Genomic DNA, 20,042 nt, shown 5'->3' with positions numbered 1-20,042 from the left:
TATCTTACGATCACGTTCTTTTCTTTGGTGTGGATTGTAATTAAAAGTGTCAGTAACACACTCAAGCTAGCCACTTTATTCAAGATAGATCTTCTTTTAGATCAAATAAGCGTCAGCTTTATAAATTTGGCTTTATGAACTGCATAGCTATGCTATATTAAGGCACTTGTTTTATGCACTGTGTCCCCATGTCAGAAATTACAACTGTGTTGCCGCGTTCCCCACGTTTTTTTCAGTCTTTTGTTTGTTTTAGCGTTATTGTCATGACCATCGCCGGCGGGCTTTTTGCTTTTGGTATTAGTCTGCATGCACTCATGTTTTTATGTCTTTTATGGGCCGGGCTTCATGCTTACAGTCTTGGCTATGATTATTTACAAATTCGTGATCTGATGACGAGTGCGCTCTCTAGGGCAATGTCTGCAATCTATATCTTTATCTTGATTGGAATGGTGATATCAAGCTTCATGCACAGTGGGACCATCGCCACCCTGATGTACTATGGTCTCAGTTTACTTAGTCCGAGTTTGTTTTTAGCCGTGGGGTTGCTGCTTTGCGCTTTGATGTCTGTTGCTACCGGCACATCTTGGGGCACAGTTGGTACTCTAGGCGTTGTCTTTATTGGTATCGGTTCCGCCATGAATATTCCTTTGCCGCTAGTCGCAGGCATGATCGTGTGCGGTGCTACTTTCGGCGATAAAATGTCGCCTATTTCAGATACCACTAATTTGGCGGCCATGAGTGCTGGCACTGATCTTTATCGACATATTTATTCGATGCTGTTCACTACGGTCCCGGCTTTTATCCTTACTTTTTTGATATTTTTATTTATCGGATTAGGTTATGCAGATCAAAATCTAGCATTAGATGCCGTAACACCTATTCAAAGTGCACTTGCTAGCAATTACAGCCTTATGCCGCTGGTCACCTTATTACCGCTCATTTTGCTAGCAACCTTGAGTATTCGAAAAGTGCCAGCAGAAGTGACAATGTCATGCAGTATTGTGCTTGCCATGTTGATAGCGATTATTTATCAAGGCGCTAATCCGGTGTCTGTGCTAAATGCGTTATGGGAGAACAAACCTGGATCCACGGGTATTCCAAACTTAGATGCCTTATTGGGACGTGGCGGTATTAGCAGCATGAGCTGGACCTTGCTGCTTGCGCTAATGGCTATCGCGTTAGGTGGCATCTTGCACGGGGCAGGCTTTCTTACTGCACTGTTAGCTGGCATTATCGCTAAAGTGAAACGCACAGCCACGCTTATTGCCACCACCATATTGACCGGTTTTTTAGGTAATGTTGCTATGGGAGAAGCCTACATTTCGATTATTCTAAGTTGCCAACTGTTTAAGCCTAAATATGAACAACAGCAATTAGACCGTGCTATTCTCTCGCGCTCAGTCGAGGAGGGGTCAACCATGACAACAGGCCTTATTCCATGGACAACTGCCGGGGCATTCTATACCGCTACGCTAGGCGTCGACGTCCTTGACTACCTACCTTATGCCTTTTTTAATTACTTAAATGCCGTTGTTGCCATCGCTATGGCGGCCTTTGGGGTTGGTCTCCTGAAATCGAAAACTAGGGCCGTTGTTAACGGAGGATGAGTGATTTAAAACCGTGAGGCTTCACAGCAAATATTGACATTTAGATCTTTGTCTCCAAGCAACAAAAGCATGGGTTGTTGCAGTCCTATGCAATGCTCTAGCTGTCTCAATGTCACTGGAACTTGCACCTTGTTTTAATAATCGCCCCAATATCAGTGGGTAATAGACATGAGCGTCATAATATTTGTTAGCTAAACATTTATGGCAGCGAAAAACTGTCTTGTAGACAGTCGATAAAGCGGTGTAAAGATAGCACACGTTTATACAAATAACCCAATCAAGCAAGCATGAAAAACGCGTGGCGTTTAGTCATAAACGTCGTGGGTTTTGCCTTATTTAAAAACTAGTTTCTTTAGCCAACTGTTTAAACGACTGGATATAGGCAGGCATTTTGTCCGCATTGCGCGTCCCAAGATAAATTGACTTCATCATTTTAGTTTTACCTAGCGACACTCCTCTAATATCCAAGTCTTTTTGGAACACTTCTACTAGCCATCTCGGCAGGGCTGCAACTCCTCTATTGGCCGCTACCATTTGCAACATTATTTCAGTTGTTTCGATTATTTTATGGCGTTTAACGCTTGCGCCAGCGGGCGTTAAAAATCGACTAAAGATGTCCAATCTAGTTTGTTCTACTGGGTAGGTAATTAATACTTGGTTAGCGATATCGCTTGGCACTACGTATTTTTTATGCGATAGAACTGACGTACCGCACACGGCTAGTACATGCTCATAGTCAAATACGGCTTGATACGAAATCGCATTATGCTGCAGCGGATCGGGCGTTATTATCATATCAATATCGTATTCTAACAACGCGCCTAATGCGCCAAATTGAAACTGTTGCTTTACATCTATATCGATATCAGGAAAATTTAACATAAACGGTTGAACTACCTTTAACAACCATTGATAACAAGGATGGCATTCCATACCAATGCGCAAAATACCCCGGTCTCCTTTGGCTATTTGTTGCAGTTGTAATTCAGTATGCTCAAATTGGGGCATTACCCTATTAGCAAAGCCTAATAGTAATTCACCCGCTTGGGTTAACCTTACCCGCCGTCCCTCCTTATCCCATACCTTGACATCAAATTGTTTTTCTAATTTTTTAATAGCATGACTTAAGGCTGATTGAGTCAGAAATAAATCAGCTGCTGCTCCTGTTACTGTTCCCTTTGAGGAAATCGCTTTTAATATTTGTAAGTGCTGACGTTCAAGCATTATATTTCCTATTTTAGGTGTGAATATGCTTATTAATGTATGAATATATTTCATAGTTTGATGAAAATAAACCATTATTTTTTATTTTTACCAGCGAGTAAACTCAGTCCAACTTAATTATTTGGACGTATAGATGGCTAAATTACATAATCTTGGATTCCCTAGAATTGGCAAACATAGAGAATTAAAACGCACACTTGAGGCTTATTGGAACACTGATATCGAGCAGCAAGAATTTACTAAACAAATTACACAAGTGAGAGAACAACATTACAGCGCATTTAATCTTCTAGATTACGCGCAAGTAGGTGACTTTTCGCTATATGACCATGTACTAGATACTAGTTTCTTATTTGGTAATGTGCCGGACCGCGCAAAAGTAGACAATACCCTAGAAAATGACGTTGATGCTTATTTTCGTATAGCTCGTGGTCGCGCTAAACAAAACGACTGCTGTGCCACTCATGCCGGCGAAATGACTAAATGGTTTGACACTAACTATCATTACATCGTACCTGAATTCTCAAGTAGCACTACATTTACGCTCAACTGCGAGTCATTGATATCAGAAATACGCACTGTTAGGTCCAAAGGGTTTGAAGTAAAACCGGTTATTATCGGACCATTAACCTATCTGTATTTAGGCAAAGCCATCGACAATAGCAATAAACTGGAGCTATTAGAGCCTCTCCTAAAAGAATACAAATTACTATTGCAAATGCTAGCAAAACAGGGCGTGGAGTGGGTACAAATAGATGAGCCTGCGCTGGTCACTGAGCTTAGCGATGAGTGGCAATTCGCGTATAAGTACGCCTTTGAGTACTTAAATGACAGCGGCGTTAAATTACTGCTGACTACTTACTTTGGCGACCTAGCAAAAAATCTTAAATTAGCCTGCGCGCTGCCGGTAGCCGGTGTTCATATTGATGCTATACGCGCACCGCATGAAGTCGAGATATTGGCTGCTAAACTAAATGCTAACCAGGTTTTATCGGTAGGCATAGTAGATGGTCGCAATATATGGCGCACCGATTTAAATCGCGCTTTGGCATTGCTTAAGCCTATCGCTGACATTAAGGGTAACAACCTTTGGTTAGCGCCCGCTTGCTCTCTATTACATTGCCCGGTTGACGTCACTATAGAGCAAAATATATTGCCTGAAATCCGGCCTTGGTTAGCATTTGCGGAGCAAAAACTGGAAGAACTTGAAATACTCAAAAAAGCACTAACAAATACGCCATCGAACAGTGTTCTCGAGGCCTTACAAAACAATCAAAACATAATAGCTGCTCGCAAAGCGTCGACCTTAGCTACCAACTTAAGCGTTCAAGAAGCACTTTCGCAGATACAACAAAGTTGGTTAACACGATCCGATCCTTATAAGGTGCGCATAAACGCTCAACAAGCACTGTTAAATTTACCGTGTTTTCCTACAACCACCATCGGTTCCTTTCCACAAACTGCAGAAATACGTAAAACTCGCCGTGAATTTATTAATGGTGATATTACCGACGCTGCTTATGAAAATGCCTTAAAAGCGCAGATAGCCAACTGCATACAGCAACAAGAGTCTTTAGGGCTAGACGTGTTAGTGCATGGTGAATCTGAACGCAATGACATGGTTGAATATTTTGCCGCATTTTTGAATGGCGTGCTGACCACTCAATTTGGATGGGTGCAAAGCTATGGCTCACGTTGTGTTAAGCCGCCGGTTATTTATGGTGATATCAGCAGAGCTAGCAGCATGACTATTCAGTGGACACAATATGCACAATCGCTTACCCAAAAGCCAGTAAAAGGGATGCTTACCGGCCCTGTGACTATTCTTAACTGGTCATTTGTGAGAGATGATCAAGCTCGGTCACTCACTACTAAACAAATTGCACTCGCGGTGCGAGACGAAGTCATTGAGCTAGAATTAATTGGTACTAAGATTATTCAAATTGATGAAGCTGCATTGAGAGAAGGCTTACCCCTCAAAAAATCTGAATGGCAAACATACCTTAATTGGGCCGTGGATTCGTTTAAGCTTTGCTCTAGCTCAGTGGCAAGCACGACGCAAATACACACGCATATGTGTTATTCACAGTTTAACGACATCTTACCTGATATTCAACGCATGGACGCCGACGTCATCACCATTGAAACGTCACGATCAAATATGAAATTACTCGATGCGTTTACTCAGTTTAACTACAATAACGATATTGGTCCGGGAGTTTATGATATTCACAGCCAAAACATTCCCACGACCGAGGCCATAAAAGCACTTATACTAACGGCATCAGAGAAAGTACCGGCGCAGCAACTTTGGATAAATCCAGATTGTGGCTTAAAAACACGTGAGTGGAAGGAGGTAATACCGGCATTACGTAATTTGGTGGAAGCGGCTAAACAATTGCGAGTTGATCGCTTAAACGCTTAGTTAGCAGACCTAATAGTCTCGACGCTCTGGACATGCCAAATTAGGCTTTTTAACGTCGACCTAGGAGCGGTATAAGAAATTACGGTAAAAGGTCAGCTTAGCTAAGATTTTTCCTAGTTTTAAGAAAATGTCACTCTAGGAAATTAAGGATCTTTTACCGTTCTAAATCCAATATGGCTGGTTCCCAGCCCAGTATCTTGTGCATGTCTCGCTGCCGGACGGTAGCGCATGCAAAAATCCTCTGCACATAAATAGGAACCTCCCTTTATTACGCCAACGGCAATACCCGGTTGCTTTTCATCATACCCCTTTGCTGGAAGGTTTGCGGGAAGATGACTGGGATCAAAATGACGCGGATAATAGACACTTTGAGTCCATTCCCATACATTTCCAATCAAGTCGTGAATGCCAAAATGGTTTGCAGGATAGCAACCCACTGGTGCTAAACCTACATAGCCATCCTCTGCGGTGTCGTTAAAAGGGAATAAACCTTGCCAGGTGTTGGCTATATATTTTCCATTATGGAGTAATGTACTTCCGCTTGCATACTTAGCACCATCTAAGCCCCCTCTACTTGCATACTCATACTCAGCCTCTGTTGGTAATCGATGTCCTTTCCACTTGGCATATGCCTGTGCATCGTCATAGGCGATATGTATGACTGGGAAATGGTCTTTATCTAGGATATTGCTATTAGGACCTAACGGATTTTTCCAATTGGCTCCTTCAGTAAAGTGCCACCAATTAAAGAAAGTAGACGCCTCAACTGCTTGAGAAAGTTTAACAAATACCGCAGAGCCGGGCGTTAATAACTCAGCAGGAATATCAGGGTAGTCGTCAGCGTTGGGGACTCTTTGAGCCATCGTTACATAGCCCGTCGCTTGAATAAAGTCGGCAAACTGCAAATTGGTTACTTCATGACGATCCATATAAAAATCTTTTACTACGTTTTGTATGGCGGGCATCTCTTCTGCGTATACTGCACCGGCACCCATTGTAAAAGTACCACCTTCAACAAAGGCCATTCCTTTTGGCTCTAGGCAGGTTGTTGAGGGCTGTTCCAGTTCAATGTCAAAATTTTGAGTAGCAAACAACTGATAGCCTAAAAACCCAAGAATTAGGCCTATTGACCCTATGATTAAAACTCGTTTTGCCATGTAAAAATTCTATCTGTAAAAAGTAACGCTGTATTTATTGTACTCTGCACTTGCCGATTTTACTTGGTTTAAGATTATTGAACTGACATCTTAATTACAGGCCCATACTCTAATAGTCGAAGATGACAACGTGTTAAACGACCAATTAGCTAAATTGTTGCGCAATAAAGGCCCATTCAATAAGTTGACAGTATCCTCAATCACTAAATACCAAATACAAGTAGATAGCCAGCAAAACCCAACCAGCTTAACGCCAGCAATATCCATGGCAGAATTTTGGTCGAATCAGTAGTCGATGTCTGATCCACTGTTTCGGTGCTTTCGTTCTCTTGCTGCTTTGTTTTTTGTTTACGCTGTTTATCCATTTCACGTGACTTCTTACCCTGCTGTTTTTTATATTCAGCAATGCCTTTTCTAATACCTTGGGCAATCAACTTCGTTTGCTCTTTGGTTTGCCCCGCTTTTTGCGTGCCTTTGGCCATTTTCATTGCTTGCGCTTCAACTTCAGGTGATACTTTATTTTTCATATTTAAATTTAACAACGTAGTAGAGCTTAAAAGGAATATTAACAGTTTATAGCTGAAATTGGTTGATTTAGATGCGTATCTTCAACCAGCTGAATAGAATGCAACAACGAGCTTTTACCACAATTTATACACATAGCAGAATTGAATTAAGTAATAAAAACCTCTTTCGTTAGTCTTATTTGTTGCAAAAAAGAAGCAATTTTACCTTTTAAATTTCGAATCTTGGACTATGCTTTAGGTATGACTCAGGTTGCTTTAAGCAAAAAAATTGCTTACTAAGAGTAGCTAAATGTCATCGTCGTTTATGCTTTGTATCGTCCAAATGTGAGCGATGACATTAAAGTTAGTTTTACACCTAGAGGAACGAGCTAACATACAAGACGGTCGCCAGTAGATGGCAAATAAACCCGTTAATTCGGGATACCCTGCCCTTATAAAGGGCTCAACTGTTAGTGAAACGATAGACACTAACGTTCACGGACTATGATTAGCAAGGAAATTAGCTGACCACGAAGAAAAAAAAGCCGGATTATTCCGGCTTTTTGACGTCTATCTTCTATGGAGTTTGCAATACCGCACGGAAAATAACTCGAGATGGTTATTTTTCAGTATCTGACTTTGCAAACTCACCCTCAAACCAATCAGCTATCATGTTTTTTTCATAACGTAATGCGTCACTGGAAAAAAAACGGTTATGGCTGTTTGAAAATGACATGTCTTTTAATTTCACCTCTTTCTCTTGCAGCACGGTACCGTCGCTGCTTAATAACTGATAACTAAAACTCATGCGCGGGATGTATATAGGTTTAACAACGCGCACGTCAGACATGCTCTGACCTAAGCCCGCAAAGGATGCAGGTAAAACGTCACCGGCTAAGTCTAAATTGGTGACATTCATGACTAACTTTTGACCCTTGGGTAAATCTTCAACGAGTTCATTGATATATTCGTCGAGTTCTTTAAAGGTACGTTCCCTAAATTTTACTCGAGATTCAGATGCTGACCTGACATCATCAAATTTTTCTGGATCTTGCCAAGTTATTTCAACTTCGGCCTGAGCCAGACTGGTGGCTGAAAAAAACAGTAAACTGACGGAAAAAGCAGCGATGGCGATATGTTTCATGATTGAACTCCCGGGCGCATATTCTACGCATTTGTGGTGTTGTAACTTAATACCTTAGACGCTATGGCCTGAACCACAGCTGAATGTTCATTACTTATATTACTCCTAATATTACTACGTCACAATATGATGATTAGTTGTATATAAGCTCAATTTTTTCATTACTCTGGTTTAATTGCATTAGCTTGTCGATTCACTTGTCATCCATACTGGCAGTTCGATGCACTAATTGCGATCGTTTGACCTATTGGCCAAAACGCTCCGCAGCCGCAGGCTTGTTCGCAACTATTGTTTCGATGCGCGCAATTACCTCTGGTGTTAGCTTAGCAACGGCATTCATTGCGCTTAAGTTGTCTGTTAGCTGCGATAAACGCGACGCACCCAGAATAACCGTGCTTACATTCGGATTCTTCAAGCACCAAGCAATTGATAAATGCGTCATACTGATGTCTAGCTCTTTTGACAATATGCTTAATTGGCGGATTTTCTCGAGCTTCTTTTTGCCATCTTCGCTAGTCCACAAATCGCGCAACCATTCGTACCCTGGCAGTGCGAGACGACTGTCATCCGGAATGCCATCGTTGTATTTCCCCGTTAGTAATCCGCTGGCCAGTGGTGACCAAATAGTGGTACCCATTCCAAACTCTTCATATAAGGTATTGAACTCGCCATCCACTTTGTCACGATGTAATAAGTTATATTGAGGTTGTTCCATTGTGGGCGCAGTTAAGTGCTCTTGTCTTGCAATAGCATGTGCTTGAGTGATCTGTTGTGATGACCATTCAGAAGTCCCCCAGTATATCACTTTACCCTGCTGCACTAGGTTATGCATGGCGCGCACGGTTTCTTCAATTGGGGTGTCGACATCTGGTCGATGGCAAAAATACATGTCCAGGTAATCAACGCGTAAGCGTTTTAGTGCCCCATCACAAGCATCGCGAACATGCTTGGCACTCAGGCCTAACTGCATTTGCTTGTCGCCACCCCAAAATACTTTTGAAGACACAGCAAAAGTGTCGCGTGCTAAGCCTAAGCCCGCTATCGCATCACCCATTATTCTCTCGGATTCGCCCGCTTCATAGCCCTCGGCGTTATCAAAAAAGTTGATACCACCATCGTATGCAGTTTTTAGTAAATGTTTGGCGTCATTCATATCAACTTGCTTGCCAAACGTAACCCAAGATCCAAGTGATAATGCAGACACTTTGAGTCCGGCTTTACCTAAACGACGATATTCCATTTTTATTCCTTCTAATTAACGTGTTGACCAAGGCAGTAAACTCTTACCTTGAGGGTCTGATCTTCATCATACTTAATTGGTTAGACCGCGTGTATTTAATCATAACTGCATAAATAAGCGACCGTATATGCCAAAATATCCGATTACTATAGGCTTAAGTTTATAATAAAGCTGGGGGAAGAATCTGATTATTGTCAACCATACTGATAAAAACCAGGCTAGGGTTGTCTGTAACGCCGGTAGATGAGAGTCTCAACGACTACATCGATTATCAGCTAAACATCTTATCTATAAATTAAACATCTTATCTATAAATTAAACATTACAGTAACAACCGGTTGACTCCAAAGGAACGATTGCTCCCAAGGTGCTTTTGACGTCAAGATAAGGCTCAACAGTGCCATTGCCGGAGAGGCATCCAATACCTGTTGAATAGGGACCTAAATAACTCAGATTGCCGAGGTCATCAAACACAGCGACGGCTGGTGTGCTTGTTAGAATGTTGGACAAGCCTTGAATGTTTTCAATGTAAACCGTCTCATTTCTTTTACCGATATACTCAGCAGCGTCTTTCACCGACTTGATATGTCTGGTGGCAGTAAGCTGACAAAGGCAGTTATTGCTGCTGGTGATGTGCACTACCACGTTATTTAATGACGTATGTAACACCCCATATAATAGGCGATTAACTTGACTGTCGAAATCAGGTTTATTCGACGCTAAATAAAGCGCGCCGTTGGGGTCAAAAGGTTTTTCAGTGCTTTTGCTAGTAAACAAAAGCCCAACAGTAGCAATTATCAACCATAAAGGAATAATAACGGCTAAGAGGGCGTTTTTTTTACTTAACGTCACCAGTCTACGCTTCGAACTTAGCAAGCTCGTTGTGCAGCCCAGCAATTTCACTCTTTAAATCCATCAGCTCTGAAAGATTAGCTTCAATATCTTTTACTTGAAGATTAGTCAAATCAGATAACTTTTTAGCTGATCCGGAAATGGTAACAGACATCATAGATTGCTCTTCCGATGATGCTGCAACCGAACTGGTGTTTTGACTTAATCTATCGATAAGGGAGTTTATTTCACCAATACTCTTGCTCGCCTCATTTGAGCCAGCGACGTTATCTTCAACGCGTTTTGCGCAAGCTGACATAATCGCGACAGCCTCAATAGAGCCTTCAATTAGCTTACTGGTTATTTTGCCTATCTCTTCTGCATTTTGGCCTGTTTTCACAGATAAGGTTCTCACTTCATCAGCGACTACAGCAAAGCCTCGACCATGCTCACCGGCTCTTGCAGACTCTATAGCAGCATTCAGTGCGAGTAAATTTGTTTGATCAGAAATACTTTTAATCGCCGCCATAGCGGTATCAATCTTATTACACATCGCCGATAAACTCTCGATTGAAGAGGCGGCAGTATCAATATCAGCTTTTAAATTTTTCGCATCGTCTGAATTTCTGTCAATAATACTTTTTGCATTGTTGGTTCCTTTACTCGCTTCTTGACTAAGATTATCAATATCAACCACGCTTCTGGACACTTCCGCATTTGCCAAGCTAACTTGCTCTAACGCCATTCTAATTTGCTCGACTTCACTTTGATTTTCTTTCGCCCTCATCATCGAACCATCTGAGCTTTCAGATAAGCTGTCAGATAGGTTCTTCGAGTTATCGCCACTGGCTTTAAGGTTTATAACTAATGAGCGGATTGATGCGATTAACCGATTAAAGTCTTGAATAGATTTAGCATCACCTGTAACACTTTTGCCGATGCTGATTTTATCCGTGCCGACAATTCCATCAATAGCTTTGCTTAACTCGAACCCTGATTTAGACTCCAACTCGCCACTACGCGCAGAAATGGCAAGCACAATTCCCTCCGCGACAGCGAAGAATGCATGTATTGACAGTATTCCATAAGAGAGACGACCATCTTCAAAAAGATAAATTCCAGAAATAGAACTTTGTAACGCAAAAAACAAGAAGTGATGCACTGCAACAACGGCGACTCCGGTGATAATAACCTTCCAGTCTCTATAAATACTTAGAAAAGCAAGTAGGGCAAACACGGCAAAGTGCATCTCAGTCAAGCCCATGAGTTGCTGAATATGCAATGCAGTGATTAATTGAGTACCAATTGCAACGACATGCCTCGTGGCTGCACTATAAGGACTTACTCTTGTCATAACTAATGGTAAAGCGACAATAAGTGTGCCCAGCGTTGCTCCGATAACCAGCGTGTCGGTGAACAAACCAATTACAATTGTCGCAATCCACTGAATAAGAAGTACGCCAGTAAATATGTTGTTTGCCTCTTTGTGCCACGGATAATTCATTCGCTTACCTTTACGTTCTGTCATTAATTATTGTCGTTGAGTATTTAAGCAAAAAAACGATTGCCAGTAGTTATGCTTTATCTATGTATCGTATCGAAACAGCGTATACATTAATTTTATTTTATAGACGAAACAAGGTGCTACACATTATCTATACGTCCTATATTAAAGCCGATGAGGCATTGATAAGCTGTTAAAATAAACAATTAACATGGTAAGGTTAAGGTTTAACTTTGTCATCGAGGTTCAGCATGGCATATATCCAAGCTACGATACTGGCCTGCCGTTAGGCTCAAACTATTTATATGACTCTTGACCTCCAGAATCTGGCGCATTTGGTAACGCATCGAATCTATTCTTTTTAATCTGTGGTTACCCGCGGTCCTCGGTTTAATTATTATCGGGTTAACCGCCCTGGCTTTAAAAACCTGAGCAATGACGATGAAAGCAAAAAAATAGTGTTTTCCACAAAACGTGCTTCATGTTTCAGCAAACAATACTTATTAGTAAATCTCCACTGAATTTGTCCTCGCACTCAACACTGCAATGCCCAAATAAAACAGTTCATTCGCGGCATCGTCGTCGTTTAGGAGCAGAAGCCCTTGTGCTGTTCTTTGTTTTGAAATCAAGTTCGTTTGTACTAAAACGGGTTTGTGTGTTTATATTAATAGTATTGTTAAGCCCCTAGGACCGATGATGCTTTACGGAAAAGAAACAAAAAAAGCGCTAGATAATTTTCCTATTAGCGGAATAACCATGCCAACAGATTTTATTCACAGCTTGGCAATGATCAAAAAAGCCTGTGCAGGTGCAAACCAAGAGACAGGAAAGCTCGATAGTAAACGAGCAAAAGCGATAAAGATGGCTGCAACTCAAGTAATCAATGGGCTGCATGATGAGCAGTTTGTGTTAGACGTTTTTCAAACGGGGTCTGGCACTAGCACAAATATGAACATGAACGAGGTACTTAGCGAGCTTTGTCGATCTGAATATGGCGAAACAGTACACCCTAATGATCACGTTAATATGAGCCAAAGTTCCAACGACACTATTCCTAGTGCTATTCATGTCAGCGTTTATTTAGGCTTGAAAAACAATCTCATCCCCAGCCTTCGCCTGCTCAGCGATGCGTTAATGACTCGTAGCAACTCGCTTCAAACGACCATAAAAACCGGGCGCACCCATTTAATGGATGCACTTCCTATGACTATGGGACAAGAATTAGGCGCTTGGCAAAAGCAAATCGTCAATAATATTGAGAGGCTAGAGTCGAGTTATAGTCGTCTTAGTAAGCTCGCACTCGGTGGTTCAGCTATTGGTACAGGCTTAAATTCTAGCCCTGCATTTAGTGCTTCAGCATGTGCTGAATTGAGTGAAATTACGGGCATTACATTTTCTCCAAACGATAACTTTTTCGAAGCTATCAGTTGCCAAGACACGGCAGTAGAAGTAAGTGGTCATCTCAAAACACTAGCAACCTCGCTGATGAAAATCAGTAATGACATACGCTGGCAAAACAGTGGGCCGTTGGCCGGACTGGGCGAAATTACCTTACCTGAATTACAGGCAGGCAGCAGCATAATGCCGGGCAAGGTCAATCCTGTTATTCCAGAAGCTGTCTGTATGGCTTGCGCGCAAGTTATTGGTAATGACATGACAATCACGATTGCCGGGCAAGGGGGTAATTTTCAACTTAATACCTATTTGCCGGTAATAGCCTATAATCTACTACAGAGCATCAATATTTTAGCCAATAGCGCAAAACTATTAGTTACTAAGGTGATTTTAACATTTGAGGTAAACCAAGAAAATTTGCAAAGTGTATTGGCATATAATCCGATTTTAGTAACGGCTTTAAACAGTCTTATCGGTTATGAAAAAGCGACTGAAATAGCAAAGCGAGCCTATGCTACTAAAAAACCCATTATAGATGTAGCAAAAGAAATGACCGATATAGACCCTCAAGAACTGAGTAAGTTACTGGATCCTCAAAACTTAGTTTAGCTGTTAAACGTTAGATTGAAAATTTCAAACAAAACAAGGAACCCAAGTGAAGTCATCAAATAAATATATATCCGTACTTTCTGTAAAAGATAAAAACTATCAATACTTTGATTTATCCAGTGCTGGTACCAACATCAAACGACTACCTCTGACGGCTAAAATTTTGTTAGAAAATTTACTCCGTCATAGCAATGAACAATATGTCCAGCCAGAAGATATTCAAACCTTAGCAAAGTGGGACACAAAATCTTCAACGCAGACTGAAATTGCTTTTGTACCTTCGCGAGTGATATTACAGGATTTTACCGGTGTACCCGCAATAGTAGATTTAGCTGCCATGCGAGATGCGATGCTAGATTTAGGCGGTGACCCTAACAAGATAAATCCACTTAAACCGGTAGACTTAGTGATCGATCATTCTATTATGGTGGATGAGTTTGGTAGTAAAGATTCATTTAAAAATAACACTGAAATTGAAGTTAAGCGCAATAAAGAACGTTATCAATTTTTGAAGTGGGGCCAAAGCGCTTTCAGCAATTTTAAAGTGGTACCGCCAGGAAAAGGTATTGTGCACCAAGTGAATTTAGAATTCTTGGCGCGGGTCACTTTTGTTGAAGAACAGCAAGACGCGGTGGTTTTGTATCCTGATACGCTCGTTGGCACTGACTCTCACACCACCATGATTAACGGTTTAGGTGTACTAGGCTGGGGCGTTGGTGGCATTGAAGCTGAAGCCGCAATGCTTGGTCAACCGGTAACCATGTTAATACCAGAGGTCATCGGTATGCAGTTGACCGGTAAATTACCCGCGGGCACAACAGCCACTGATTTAGTATTGGCCGTTACCCAACAGTTGCGAGCGTTTGGTGTGGTTGGCAAGTTTGTTGAATTTTTTGGTGCTGGGGTAAAACATTTAACTGTCGCGGATCGCGCGACAATAGCCAATATGTCGCCCGAATATGGCGCAACGTGTGGTTTATTTCCGATTGATGAACAAACCAGTAAATACCTCGCATTGACCGGACGCAGTCAACAGCAAATTGACATAATAGAAGCTTACTCCAAAGCGCAAGGAATGTGGGGCAGTGAAGCGCAGGAAGATGCCCAATACCATGCTACTTTAACGCTTAATTTGAGTGAAGTAGTGCCGGCTATTGCAGGACCTAAAAGACCACAAGATAGAATTGATTTAGACCATGCATCATCCGCATTTAAAGCATGGATAGCGGAGCAAAAGGAACTCGCTATTGCCCCCGATGATATCCAACAAGGTCGCTTTGAGAGTGAAGGTGGTCCCTTAATGGAAACAGCAAAAAATAGCGTTTCTTGTCATTTGAATGGCCAGGATTTTGAACTAGATGAAGGCGCTGTGGTTATCGCTGCTATCACCAGTTGCACTAATACGTCTAATCCATCTGTGTTAGTGGCCGCTGCATTAGTGGCTAAGAAAGCCAACGAACTGGGCCTAAAGGTTAAGCCTTGGGTGAAAACTAGTTTCGCACCGGGCTCGCAGGTAGTAACCGAATATTTAAATAAAGCCGGTTTGTCTAAAGAACTCGACACAATGGGTTTTAACCTAGTGGGCTATGGCTGCACTACTTGTATAGGTAACTCTGGGCCACTACCAGAACCTATTTCCGAGGCCATAAAAGCAGGCCAATTAACGGTAACGGCAGTGTTATCGGGTAACCGTAACTTTGAGGGCAGAATACACGCTGAGGTAAAAGCGAACTATTTAGCGTCGCCGCCATTGGTGGTGGCTTATGCTATTGCGGGTAATATGAATATCGATATTACCAAAGAACCTCTGGGCACTAGTCATGATGGCAAGCCGGTCTATCTTAGGGATTTATGGCCAAGCCAAGAAAGTATTCAGAGCATCGTCACAGACGTTGTCAATGAGTCTATGTTTACCGATAAGTACGGCAGTATTTATGACGGTGGTGAGGTTTGGCAAAACCTCGAAACGGTTGATGCAAATATTTATGATTGGCCTGATAGCAGCTATGTAAAAAAACCCAGTTTTTTTACCAATATGCAGGCTAAGCCTGAACCGGTAAAAGCGATTGAAAAAGCGCGCTGTTTATTAAAGTTGGCTGATAGTGTCACCACTGACCATATTTCGCCAGCGGGTGCTATTGGCAACGATACACCGGCAGCTGAATATTTGCGTGCCAATCACGTTGAGCCAAAAGATTTTAACTCGTATGGTTCGCGTCGCGGTAATCACGAAGTAATGATGCGTGGCACGTTTGCTAATGTCAGGTTACGCAATGAACTCGCGCCCGGCACCGAAGGCGGTTTCACCCGTAAACAACCCAGTGGTGAACAAATGACCATATTCGACGCAGCGCAACAATATATCGCTGATAAAGTGCCTACTATTGTTATTGCGGGTAAAGAATACGGAACCGGGAGTTCTCGAGATTGGGCTGCAAAAGGTCCGCTATTGCTGGGTGTAAAGGCCGCAATTGCAGAAACTTACGAACGTATTCATCGTTCTAACCTTATTGGTATGGGTATTTTACCCCTACAGTTTTTATCAGGGGAAGGCGCGCATACTTATAAGTTAGACGGCAGCGAGCAGTTTTCTATTGAAGCGGTTAAAGCCAAGCAAAAGCAAGTCAAGGTTAAGGTACTAAGAGAAGACGGCAGTGAATTCAGTTTTGATACAGATATTCGTATTGATACGCCAAATGAGTTCGAATATTTCCGTCATGGAGGGATCCTGCAGTACGTTATCCGCTCATTGCTGTAAATAGAGTAGCACATGCTAAGGCTCTCAATTCTTGTCGATACAATGAGTTGAGAGCCTTTTTAATATACCTAGTGTGTTCTAATAACTCAACCATGCACCGCTGCATAACCAGGTTCGTTATTAAAGTTATACAGATTCTCAGTTTTTACCACGTCAAACCCAGCTTCATGCAGGCGCGATTGCACGTTAAGTACTTCATCAAAGCTCAATTGCATGGTGGGGGACATAAAACGGCAACGCCAGTGGTCCACGCAATACGTTTCTGGGAAACCCTCGGGCCATACTTTTACACCGCGATTGGTGATTAATTTCAAATTAAGTTGCGCAGTGCCATAGTTAACTAGCGTGTCGCCAAGTTTCTTAGGGATCCCATCTTGCCATTGCAGGAAGATATCAATACCAACCAATTCTTTTTTACACGGCTTTTTATAGCTAACGACGGGAAGTTTAAGCGGTTTGCTTCCTTCATATGATGGCGCTTTGAGTTGTTTAGGTGACTGGCCTAAGTTGGCAATCACGGCATCGGCAAACTCAACGGTACCTAATAAAGTGTTGCTTTGACCTTGTTTATAAATGTCGGCGGTGTGCAAACCTTGTTCAAGTGTGACTAACCAAGCACAATGAATTTTTTCAGCTATATCATTTTGTCCAATATGGGAGAGCATCTGAATTGCGCCATGCAGTAAGGCAGATGGGTTGGCAATATTCTTACCTGAAATATCGGGCGCTGAACCATGAATAGCCTCGAACATGGCACATTGATCACCAATATTGGCAGAACCAGCCATGCCGACAGACCCGGCAATTTGTGCGGCGACATCTGAAATTATGTCACCATACAAATTTGGCATAACCAGTACGTCGAAATCTTCCGGCGTATCGGCCACTCTGGCAGCGCCAATGTCGACTATCATACTGTCATGCTGGATCTCAGGGTATTCGGCAGCGATATCTTTAAATATTTGGTGAAACAAGCCATCGGTTAACTTCATAATATTGTCTTTAACAAAGCAAGTTACTCGCTTACGATTTTGTTGCTTTGCATATTCAAAAGCATAACGGACAATTCGCTCACAACCAGGCCGCGTAATTAACTTAAGGCACTGATAAACGTCCTCAGTTTGCCTATGTTCAATACCGGCATACAGATCTTCTTCGTTTTCCCTCACGATGACCAGATCCATGATCGGGTGTTTGGTTTTTACAAAGGGAGCATATGAAATACAGGGACGGATGTTAGCGTATAAACCTAGCGCTTTGCGCATACTGACGTTTAGGCTTTTATAACCGCCACCTTGAGGTGTGGTAATGGGCGCTTTTAGAAACACTTTAGTTCTTCTCAATGATCCCCAAGAACTAGCTTGAATGCCGTTAGTTTGTCCGCTCAAATATACTTTTTCACCAATTTCTATGGTTTCAGGTGCGATTTGTGCACCTGCTGCCTCTAACACTTTCAGAGTCGCTTGCATAATCTCGGGACCAATACCATCGCCATAAGCAACTGTGATAGGAACAATAGGGTGTGTCATAAAAACTCCGTCTTTGGTTTAGGTAGCAATGTAATAGCATGTATTCATTAACCCGCGCTGTGAGCTAAGGTACTTAAAAGAAAAGCACTTAAAAGAAAAGTACTTAAAAGAAAAGCAGCGAAAGCTAAAAATTAAATGCCTTGTTAAGTAAAGTAGGATTGTAATGATATATTACATCTGTAATAATCGATTACATTGTATTTATGTATAGATGATTATAGATATATGACTTGGACACGTCGCCTACACACAAGGCAAACTACGTTTCGACAGCTTGAAATTTTTATGACAGTGGCTCAATACACTAGCGTTACTTTGGCAGCTAAAGCGCTGCATCTTGCTCAGCCGACAGTATCCACACAAATTGCAAAGTTAGCCCAAGCTTTAGACTGTCAACTGTTCGAATTGGTCTCCAAAAAACTCTATTTAACCGATACGGGGCAGGAGGTTCTTGACGCGACACGCGCTATGTTTGATGTTATGGATAACCTAGAAATGCGCTTGGCCGCGAGATCTGGACTGTCTGTGGGGCGATTAAAGATTAGTGTTGTGACCACCGCTAAATATCTCATTCCGACTTTACTTGGCGAATTTTGCCAAGCATATCCTAATATTGAGCCCGAATTTCAAATAGGTAACCGCGCAGAAATCATTCAACGTTTGAAACAGAACTTGGATGACTTGTACGTATTTAGTAACCCGCCAAGAGAACTTGATATTACGACTGATTTCTTAACTAAGAATCCACTGGTCGTCATAGCCAAGCAAGGTCATCCGTTAAAAGATAAAGAACACATTTTATGGGAGGAGTTGTATGGCGAGCGTTTGTTAATGCGTGAAAATGGGTCTGGCACAAGGTATGCAATTGAAGCATTTTTCAAAGAAAATAGGATAAAAATGCAAAATCCGATCACGATCGCTAGCAACGAAGCCATAAAAGAGTCGGTTATGGCGGGCTTGGGTATCGCCATTATTAGTCAGCATGCGCTAAATCATATGGCCCCTGGTAATTTGATAGAGTTACCAGTACACGGCTTTCCAATACCTAATAGTTGGTATTGGGTTTTACCTAAAGGAAAACATGTTTCAAATGCAGCAATGGCGTTTCGTGAGCATGTGACTAAAGGGTTGTCTTCACAAAAAGCCAAATGAGGATGCTTAAAACGATTTGTTGATGCGAAAGCCAAAGTTGTGATCTCTGCTACCGTTGGATACGCCAGCAAGATACCTTACTTCGTACTTGATGCCACCGATGGTACCACCTACCATTGGCCCAATTTGATGACCTTGACTATTAAAAGAACCAAAACTACCGACACGACCTAGGTCGTTAAACATTTCCACGCCTACGGTGAGTCCGTTATCTAATTTTTTGCTGACACTTGAGCGTGTTTGAATTTCAGTACCACTGCCTGCGTTATCACCGCCGAATTCCCATGAGCCAACCACAATGCCTCGAACTCTTATCCCATTTTTGAAGTCCCATTGATTTGTCCAGTGCATCGCGAACTCCTCAGGGTTGTCGCTGCGGCGCTGGCGAACATCGAAACGAATACCACTGGACCACGTACCGTCGGTCTCTTTTTTCTTAAAGTTATACAGCATTTCAGCGCGAACATATTCGTATTCAAATGTGTCTCGGTCTCTATATTGGACTACAACTCTTCCTCTAACTCGGTCATTGAAGGAATGTTGGTAATGCAGTCGGTAAGCCCAATTATCAACTTGGCCATCTTCGTCACTTGGCGACAATGCCAGCCGAAGTTGCATGCTTCGATCATCTCCCTTAACTCCTGGGCCGTGCACTCCTGATGTGTTAGACGCTAGGGCACAAGTACTTAAGGCCATCAATAAAGTAGCGAGGGTATAGCCAATAATTTTTTGCAATTTTTTTATCCAAATTAATATATTTTATATTATCGCTTGGTGTTTGCGCGGCTCTGTATCTGTTTAAGTCAGCTCTGTATTATTGTAAATCACTACTGAATGTAATCGTGCACATTGGTTTTTTGATGTTGAATAGAGTATGTACTGAACCTTATCGGTCAGTATATCAGAGAACTTTTGATTAATATCCAGAATACGTCGAATGGGTATTTGACACTTTGCTTAA

The 20,042-nt window shown here is 42.0% G+C and carries 14 protein-coding genes; 5 read left to right on the top strand and 9 right to left on the bottom strand.

Annotation, left to right across the window (positions count from 1 at the left end):
• The first annotated feature begins 188 nt into the window (after positions 1–188).
• The gene (nhaC, locus tag CXF81_RS07180) at positions 189–1,607 is read left to right on the top strand and encodes a Na+/H+ antiporter NhaC (protein ID WP_198556339.1); all 1,419 of its coding nucleotides are present in this window, start codon (positions 189–191) and stop codon (positions 1,605–1,607) included.
• Positions 1,608–1,943: 336 nt separating this feature from the next.
• Here nhaC and CXF81_RS07175 read toward each other — a convergent pair whose 3' ends face one another.
• Positions 1,944–2,831, bottom strand: coding sequence for a LysR family transcriptional regulator (locus CXF81_RS07175; RefSeq protein ID WP_101180677.1), 888 nt, complete (start codon positions 2,829–2,831; stop codon positions 1,944–1,946).
• Between the two features lie 133 nt (positions 2,832–2,964).
• On the opposite strand from CXF81_RS07175, the gene metE reads away from it, so the two are divergent.
• Positions 2,965–5,256: a 5-methyltetrahydropteroyltriglutamate--homocysteine S-methyltransferase gene (gene metE, locus CXF81_RS07170; RefSeq protein WP_101180676.1), complete on the top strand. Its 2,292-nt coding sequence runs from the start codon at positions 2,965–2,967 to the stop codon at positions 5,254–5,256.
• A 143-nt stretch (positions 5,257–5,399) separates the two neighbouring features.
• On the opposite strand, the gene CXF81_RS07165 is transcribed toward metE, so the two are convergent.
• The 6 genes from CXF81_RS07165 to CXF81_RS07140 form a co-directional block, all read right to left on the bottom strand.
• Positions 5,400–6,413, bottom strand: a complete 1,014-nt coding sequence (locus CXF81_RS07165) for a formylglycine-generating enzyme family protein (RefSeq protein WP_101180675.1) — start codon at positions 6,411–6,413, stop codon at positions 5,400–5,402.
• 203 nt (positions 6,414–6,616) lie between these two features.
• On the bottom strand, positions 6,617–6,940 hold the full coding sequence (locus tag CXF81_RS07160; RefSeq protein ID WP_101180693.1) for a DUF2956 domain-containing protein: 324 nt from the start codon (positions 6,938–6,940) through the stop codon (positions 6,617–6,619).
• 598 nt (positions 6,941–7,538) lie between these two features.
• The gene (locus CXF81_RS07155) at positions 7,539–8,063 is read right to left on the bottom strand and encodes a DUF3016 domain-containing protein (RefSeq protein ID WP_101180674.1); all 525 of its coding nucleotides are present in this window, start codon (positions 8,061–8,063) and stop codon (positions 7,539–7,541) included.
• A 244-nt stretch (positions 8,064–8,307) separates the two neighbouring features.
• On the bottom strand, positions 8,308–9,303 hold the full coding sequence (locus tag CXF81_RS07150; protein ID WP_101180673.1) for an aldo/keto reductase: 996 nt from the start codon (positions 9,301–9,303) through the stop codon (positions 8,308–8,310).
• Between the two features lie 315 nt (positions 9,304–9,618).
• Complete coding sequence (locus CXF81_RS07145; protein WP_101180672.1) at positions 9,619–10,155, bottom strand: DUF6436 domain-containing protein; 537 nt, start codon at positions 10,153–10,155, stop codon at positions 9,619–9,621.
• A 4-nt stretch (positions 10,156–10,159) separates the two neighbouring features.
• On the bottom strand, positions 10,160–11,662 hold the full coding sequence (locus CXF81_RS07140; protein ID WP_101180671.1) for a methyl-accepting chemotaxis protein: 1,503 nt from the start codon (positions 11,660–11,662) through the stop codon (positions 10,160–10,162).
• A 672-nt stretch (positions 11,663–12,334) separates the two neighbouring features.
• Here CXF81_RS07140 and CXF81_RS07135 point away from each other — a divergent pair.
• Positions 12,335–13,642, top strand: a complete 1,308-nt coding sequence (locus CXF81_RS07135) for a lyase family protein (RefSeq protein ID WP_101180670.1) — start codon at positions 12,335–12,337, stop codon at positions 13,640–13,642.
• Positions 13,643–13,688: 46 nt separating this feature from the next.
• Positions 13,689–16,400, top strand: coding sequence for an aconitate hydratase AcnA (acnA, locus tag CXF81_RS07130; protein ID WP_101180669.1), 2,712 nt, complete (start codon positions 13,689–13,691; stop codon positions 16,398–16,400).
• An 86-nt stretch (positions 16,401–16,486) separates the two neighbouring features.
• On the opposite strand, the gene CXF81_RS07125 is transcribed toward acnA, so the two are convergent.
• Positions 16,487–17,929 carry an NADP-dependent isocitrate dehydrogenase gene (locus CXF81_RS07125; RefSeq protein WP_101180668.1) on the bottom strand — a complete coding sequence of 481 codons (1,443 nt, stop codon included), beginning with the start codon at positions 17,927–17,929 and terminating at the stop codon, positions 16,487–16,489.
• 285 nt (positions 17,930–18,214) lie between these two features.
• On the opposite strand from CXF81_RS07125, the gene CXF81_RS07120 reads away from it, so the two are divergent.
• Positions 18,215–19,081 (top strand): LysR family transcriptional regulator, encoded by an 867-nt coding sequence (locus CXF81_RS07120; protein ID WP_232771818.1) that lies wholly within the window; start codon positions 18,215–18,217, stop codon positions 19,079–19,081.
• A 6-nt stretch (positions 19,082–19,087) separates the two neighbouring features.
• Here the strand turns inward: CXF81_RS07120 and CXF81_RS07115 are convergent, their stop codons facing one another.
• Positions 19,088–19,816, bottom strand: coding sequence for a hypothetical protein (locus CXF81_RS07115; protein ID WP_232771817.1), 729 nt, complete (start codon positions 19,814–19,816; stop codon positions 19,088–19,090).
• Between the last annotated feature and the right edge of the window lie 226 nt (positions 19,817–20,042).

It is taken from the genome of Glaciecola sp. 33A (assembly GCF_002836745.1).
Taxonomy (GTDB): Bacteria; Pseudomonadota; Gammaproteobacteria; order Enterobacterales; family Alteromonadaceae; genus Glaciecola.
The sequence above is the reverse complement of the archived record's forward strand: the minus strand, read 5'-3'. Positions and strand labels throughout refer to the sequence as shown.

What these genes read in the sequence shown, in the direction of transcription:
- CXF81_RS07160 (WP_101180693.1), bottom strand. Translation starts at nt 6,940, where the DNA reads ATGAAAAATAAAGTATCACCTGAAGTTGAAGCGCAAGCAATGAAAATG.
- CXF81_RS07165 (WP_101180675.1), bottom strand. Translation starts at nt 6,413, where the DNA reads ATGGCAAAACGAGTTTTAATCATAGGGTCAATAGGCCTAATTCTTGGG.
- nhaC (WP_198556339.1), top strand. Translation starts at nt 189, where the DNA reads ATGTCAGAAATTACAACTGTGTTGCCGCGTTCCCCACGTTTTTTTCAG.
- metE (WP_101180676.1), top strand. Translation starts at nt 2,965, where the DNA reads ATGGCTAAATTACATAATCTTGGATTCCCTAGAATTGGCAAACATAGA.
- CXF81_RS07150 (WP_101180673.1), bottom strand. Translation starts at nt 9,303, where the DNA reads ATGGAATATCGTCGTTTAGGTAAAGCCGGACTCAAAGTGTCTGCATTA.
- CXF81_RS07155 (WP_101180674.1), bottom strand. Translation starts at nt 8,063, where the DNA reads ATGAAACATATCGCCATCGCTGCTTTTTCCGTCAGTTTACTGTTTTTT.
- CXF81_RS07175 (WP_101180677.1), bottom strand. Translation starts at nt 2,831, where the DNA reads ATGCTTGAACGTCAGCACTTACAAATATTAAAAGCGATTTCCTCAAAG.
- CXF81_RS07140 (WP_101180671.1), bottom strand. Translation starts at nt 11,662, where the DNA reads ATGACAGAACGTAAAGGTAAGCGAATGAATTATCCGTGGCACAAAGAG.
- CXF81_RS07125 (WP_101180668.1), bottom strand. Translation starts at nt 17,929, where the DNA reads ATGACACACCCTATTGTTCCTATCACAGTTGCTTATGGCGATGGTATT.
- CXF81_RS07120 (WP_232771818.1), top strand. Translation starts at nt 18,215, where the DNA reads ATGACAGTGGCTCAATACACTAGCGTTACTTTGGCAGCTAAAGCGCTG.
- CXF81_RS07135 (WP_101180670.1), top strand. Translation starts at nt 12,335, where the DNA reads ATGCTTTACGGAAAAGAAACAAAAAAAGCGCTAGATAATTTTCCTATT.